A 4,579-nucleotide genomic window follows, 5' to 3' on the forward strand; every position below is an offset into this window, starting at 1 on the left:
TGCACGAAAACGGCCGCCCTTATGGGGCGGCCGTCACGTTTGTGTCCACTGCCCGGTGACGATTTCGTCGCCGCGCCACATACTGGCGCGCAGTTGACCTATGCTGCTGACAGCACGACGCTGGTTCAATTCCGAGGGATGCTCAATGTTTTACGTGCAACGCGATGCGCAGGGCCTGTTGGTACGCGTGGAACCCGCCGCCTATGCCGAGGCCACGGAAACGCTGCCGGCCGACCATCACGAGATCCAGGCCTGGTTTGCCAATGCAGCGGTGGAGAACAGCCTCAAACAGCTCAAGCAGAGCGACTTTGAAATGATTCGGGTACTCGATGACCTGATTCAAGTGCTGACCCAGAAAGGCGTGATCCGCGTCACCGACCTGCCACCGGCGGCCCAGGCCAAACTGATGGACCGGACCCAGGCGCGTGAGGCGTTGGGTGGGTTGAGTCAGTTGATCGATGAGAATGAAAGCGGATTGATCTGATCATTGATCTTCAGTGACTGGTCCAGCGGCATCGCGGGCAAGCCCGCGATGCCGGCGTCACTGACAACTCGTCTCCAAGAGTCATTTCCAGGGCTTGGGTTCGCCGAACAGCTGGCCCTGCACACCGTATAACCCCATCTCGCGAATCACCGCCAACTCACCCTCCGTCTCGACCCGCTCGGCAATCAGCGGCAAATCAATGCTGTGCGCCGCTCGCTGGATCGCCTCGATGAACAGGCGTTTGTCACTTTCCAGATCGATCGAGCGAATGTAGCTGCCGTCGATCTTCAGGTACGCCAGCCCCAGCCGTGCCAGGTTGCCGATCATGCTGAAGCGTCCGCCAAAACGTTGCAGGCTCAGGGAGAAGCCGAGTTCGCGCAGGCGCCGGGTCAGTTGTTCCAGTACTGCCTGGTCAGGCAGTTGCTCTTCGCCAATCTCCAGGGTCAGACGCGGACCGAGGTTGGAGTGCGCACGCAGTATCTCGAAGATTTTGTTTTGCGCCTGCGGGTCGCCCAGGGTCGCCGACGAAAGATTCAGCGCCAGCGACTCTTCATGCCCGCTCATTTGCTCCAACACCCGCTCGAGCATCAGCCGATCCAGGCGCGCAGTCCAGCCGAAGCGCTCCAGCCAAGGCAGAAAGCGCCCGGCGGGGATAGTCTGGCCGTGTTCGTCGAGCAGGCGTGACAGCACTTTGTAATGCAGCACCAGTTGCGTGTCTTGAGCGGCCACGACCGGTTGGAAATACAGCTCGAAACGTTGCTGAGTCAGCGCCTGGTCGAGCATGAGATGCCAAGCGTGGTGATCGTCGCCGACACTGGCCGCGAGGCTGTGCTCGATACAGGCCCAGTTCTGCTCGCCCTGGCTTTCGGCCTGCGCCAGCGCCTGATCGCCGAGGCTGAGCACGGTTTGCGGTGAGTCGCCGTGAGCAAAGGGGGCCAGACCGATAGAAGCCACGGCAGCCACATCGGTGGCGCCGGTAGCGTGAAGACTGGCCAAGGCACTGTCGAGGTTCTGTGCCAGTTGCAAAGCTTCTTCGCGCACCAGTCCCGGGGCCAGCACGGCAAATTCGCCACCGCGGATACGGGTCACCAGGTTCTGGGTTTCCGGGTATTTGGCGCACTCGCGAGACAGTTGCTCACCGACGGCCTTGAGCACTTCATCGGTGCGCTGGCCACCGAGACGCTGGTTGAGCCCGGCCAGATCCTTGACCCGCAACAGCAGCAGGTAACCGGAACTGGCCTGTTCCGGGTTGCTGACCCGCGCATTCAGCTGCATCTCGAAATAACGCCGGTTGGCCAACCCGGTCAACGAGTCCTGATAGGACTCGACCCGCAGTTTTTCACTGCGCTCGGCCTGCTCCTGGAACAACGCCTTGAGCTTCTCGACCATCTGGTTCATGGCCTGTACGACCCGACGAAGCTCGGGAGTGCGCGGCAGTTGCGGCAGGCTGAGGAATTCCCGCCGGGCAATAGCGTGAGATTGTTGAACCATGTAATCCAGCGGTCTCAGTTGCTGACGCAGTAACAGCGCGCCGAGTACCGCGCTGACTGCGCCGCATAGCAGCAACCAGCCCAGACTGCCCAAAGCGCTTTGCCACAACTTGGCCAGCGCAAACATCGGGTGGCTGACCACCTCGACCCGGGCAGCCTGCTCCCAGCCCCGGCTGACGATCGCATCACCACCGGCGGGCTCCAGGCCAATCAGTTTGACGAACCAGTCCGGAACGTTGTTGACCGCCGGAATGCCCGTGCGCTCAACCAGGGTCTGGTCGGTCTTCAAATCAACCACGCGTATGCTCGCGTAGTAACCGCTGTCGAAGATCGAGCTGACCAGCAACTCGACCATCGCCGGGTCGTCGATATTCGGGGTCAGGGAAAGCGCCAGCGCCGTCGCGGCGTCCTGGGCATGAGAGCGCAACTGGTTGACGTACTGAGTGCGCGAGCTCTCCAGACTGACCATGAAGCTGCCGGTGAAGGCGACCACCAGGAACAGACAGATAGCGATCAACAGTTGTTTGAACAAGGACATCTGAGCACGTGCTCCTAGTTAGTCGTCTCGACCGGGAATCCTTCGGCCTGCATTTTCTTCAACACATCCTGCCAACGTGACAGACGCTTGGTATCGCCGACCTTTTTGTTGCCCTTGGCACCCGGCAACCACAATCCCTCTGCATTGAAAGAGTAGACCGGCAGCAAATCCTTTCGTTGGCTGGCCGGCTTGATTGCTTCAATCAGGCTGTCGAGCACCAGGGGCTCGGCTTCCGGACTCGAGTAGTAGGTCAACACCATGTGCGCGCGGTTCTGGGTCAGTGCCTTGACGTAGGTAATACGCAGCTTTTCACTGGAGACACCGAGGTGACGCAGGCTGAAGTACTTGGCAATAGCGTAGTCTTCACAGTCACCCGCGCCTTTCCAGAGGGCTTCGATCGGGGTTTCCCAATAATCGACTTCATGCCACAGATCGATGTCTTCAACGTATCGCAGCTGTTTGTTGAAGAAGCGATTGACCACGTTGAGCTGTTCCAGCTCGCCGAGCTGCTTCTGGCTGGCCAGCAAGTATTGCCAATCATTAATGCGCTGCTGACCTTCTCCCAAAGGCCCGTACAATGCCTGCGCCCGCCGGCTGATCAGGGAAAAGTCCCAATCGGCACTCAAGCTGCCCAGCATCACGCCAGCCAGCAGCAATGCGCTGCACAGCCAGCGTAAAATCCGGGGGATCGTTAAACATGCCGCCAATGCGAGGCATCCTGGGTGGGCAGGAGGGAGTCGTTCGAATGGTGAAGGTTAGACCGGAAAAAGACAATGGCACGGTGAGATCACTGGCGGCGCGCTAAACTGCAAGAAAGGTACTCGTTCGCTTGTTTGACAAGCTGTCAGGCAGTTACTACTGTCATTTGGATCCAAAAAATTCATCACTCAGGGTGCGTTTAGTGACACAAAAGCCCAACCCTCTCAGCAGTATCAAGGTCAACGGGCCAATTCCCGCACATCTGGCTCGCTCGGTGATCGAAGAAACCCTGCGCTCGGCGATACTTGACGGGCGAATTCCCTGCGGTGCAGCCCTACGCCAACAAGACCTCGCCGACCTGTTCGGCGTCAGCCGCATGCCCGTACGCGAAGCCTTGCGCCAGCTCGAAGCACAATCGCTGCTCAACGTGATTGCTCATAAGGGAGCTGTGGTCGCGCCGCTGGTCCAGGGCGACGCCGTGGAAACCTATGCGCTGCGCATCCTGCTGGAATCCGAAGCCTTGCGTCTCTCCGTGCCACTTCTCCAGGATGAGGATCTCGAACAGGCCGCTCATTACATCGACGAACTCGAAACGCAAAGTGACTACAGCGAAATCGGCCGGCTCAACCGTCTGTTCCACATGGCGCTTTATAGCCGGGCGCCCAACCGTCGGCTGTTGAGACTGGTCGAAGACGGGCTGAACGAGGAAGAACGCTTCCTGCGTTTCAACCTGGAAGCCATGGGCCTGGGCAAACTGTCCCAGGACGACCACAAGGCACTGTTACGGGCCGCCGAAGACCGGGACGTCGAACGCTCCGTAAAGCTGCTAGAACATCACCTGAACCGCGCGGTCGAGGTCATTACGCGCTACCTCAACAACCCTGAAGTCCAGACCAAAAACACGGCAACGTGATCCGCAGCGGCAGCCCGGGGAGGCGCACTGCAGAGTTCGATCGCTTCATCCCGGCCTTTTCAGTACCCCTGAAACGACAAAACCCCTGTCTGCGTTAGCAGACAGGGGTTTCGGAATTCAATCTTGACGATGACCTACTCTCACATGGGGAAACCCCACACTACCATCGGCGATGCATCGTTTCACTGCTGAGTTCGGGATGGGATCAGGTGGTTCCAACGCTCTATGGTCGTCAAGAAATTCTGTGTGCCAGTCCGTCTGTAGCGACGTGCCAGCGAATTCTTGATGTTTCTACTTTAAAGACAAAACCCCAACTGCTTTCGCAATTGGGGTTTCGGAATTTAATCTTGACGATGACCTACTCTCACATGGGGAAACCCCACACTACCATCGGCGATGCATCGTTTCACTGCTGAGTTCGGGATGGGATCAGGTGGTTCCAACGCTCTATGGTC

4 protein-coding genes and 2 rRNA genes are annotated in these 4,579 nt (G+C 58.8%); 2 read left to right on the top strand and 4 right to left on the bottom strand.

The annotated features are described in order from the left end of the window. The first annotated feature begins 145 nt into the window (after positions 1-145). Positions 146-484, top strand: a complete 339-nt coding sequence (locus tag KGA88_RS18315) for a tryptophan synthase subunit beta (protein ID WP_110661292.1) — start codon at positions 146-148, stop codon at positions 482-484. 81 nt (positions 485-565) lie between these two features. On the opposite strand, the gene lapD is transcribed toward KGA88_RS18315, so the two are convergent. Continuing rightward, entirely contained in the window at positions 566-2,512 is a 1,947-nt protein-coding gene (gene lapD / locus KGA88_RS18320) for a cyclic di-GMP receptor LapD (protein WP_110661293.1), read from the bottom strand. A gap of 14 nt (positions 2,513-2,526) precedes the next feature. Further along, positions 2,527-3,219, bottom strand: coding sequence for a cysteine protease LapG (lapG, locus tag KGA88_RS18325; RefSeq protein WP_110661294.1), 693 nt, complete (start codon positions 3,217-3,219; stop codon positions 2,527-2,529). Between the two features lie 194 nt (positions 3,220-3,413). Between lapG and KGA88_RS18330 the strand changes: the two genes are divergently transcribed. Next, positions 3,414-4,124 (top strand): GntR family transcriptional regulator, encoded by a 711-nt coding sequence (locus tag KGA88_RS18330; RefSeq protein ID WP_110661295.1) that lies wholly within the window; start codon positions 3,414-3,416, stop codon positions 4,122-4,124. A 121-nt stretch (positions 4,125-4,245) separates the two neighbouring features. Here the strand turns inward: KGA88_RS18330 and rrf (KGA88_RS18335) are convergent. Both rrf (KGA88_RS18335) and rrf (KGA88_RS18340) read right to left on the bottom strand, forming a co-directional pair. Next, positions 4,246-4,361: ribosomal RNA gene (rrf, locus tag KGA88_RS18335) — 5S ribosomal RNA — on the bottom strand. A gap of 108 nt (positions 4,362-4,469) precedes the next feature. Next, positions 4,470-4,579 (bottom strand): 5S ribosomal RNA (rrf, locus tag KGA88_RS18340); the annotation flags it as partial.

It is taken from the genome of Pseudomonas sp. A-R-19 (genome assembly GCF_019956575.1).
Lineage (GTDB): Bacteria > Pseudomonadota > Gammaproteobacteria > Pseudomonadales > Pseudomonadaceae > Aquipseudomonas.

Coding starts and splice junctions, on each gene's coding strand:
- KGA88_RS18315 (WP_110661292.1), top strand. CDS start 146: ATGTTTTACGTGCAACGCGATGCGCAGGGCCTGTTGGTACGCGTGGAA.
- lapD (WP_110661293.1), bottom strand. CDS start 2,512: ATGTCCTTGTTCAAACAACTGTTGATCGCTATCTGTCTGTTCCTGGTG.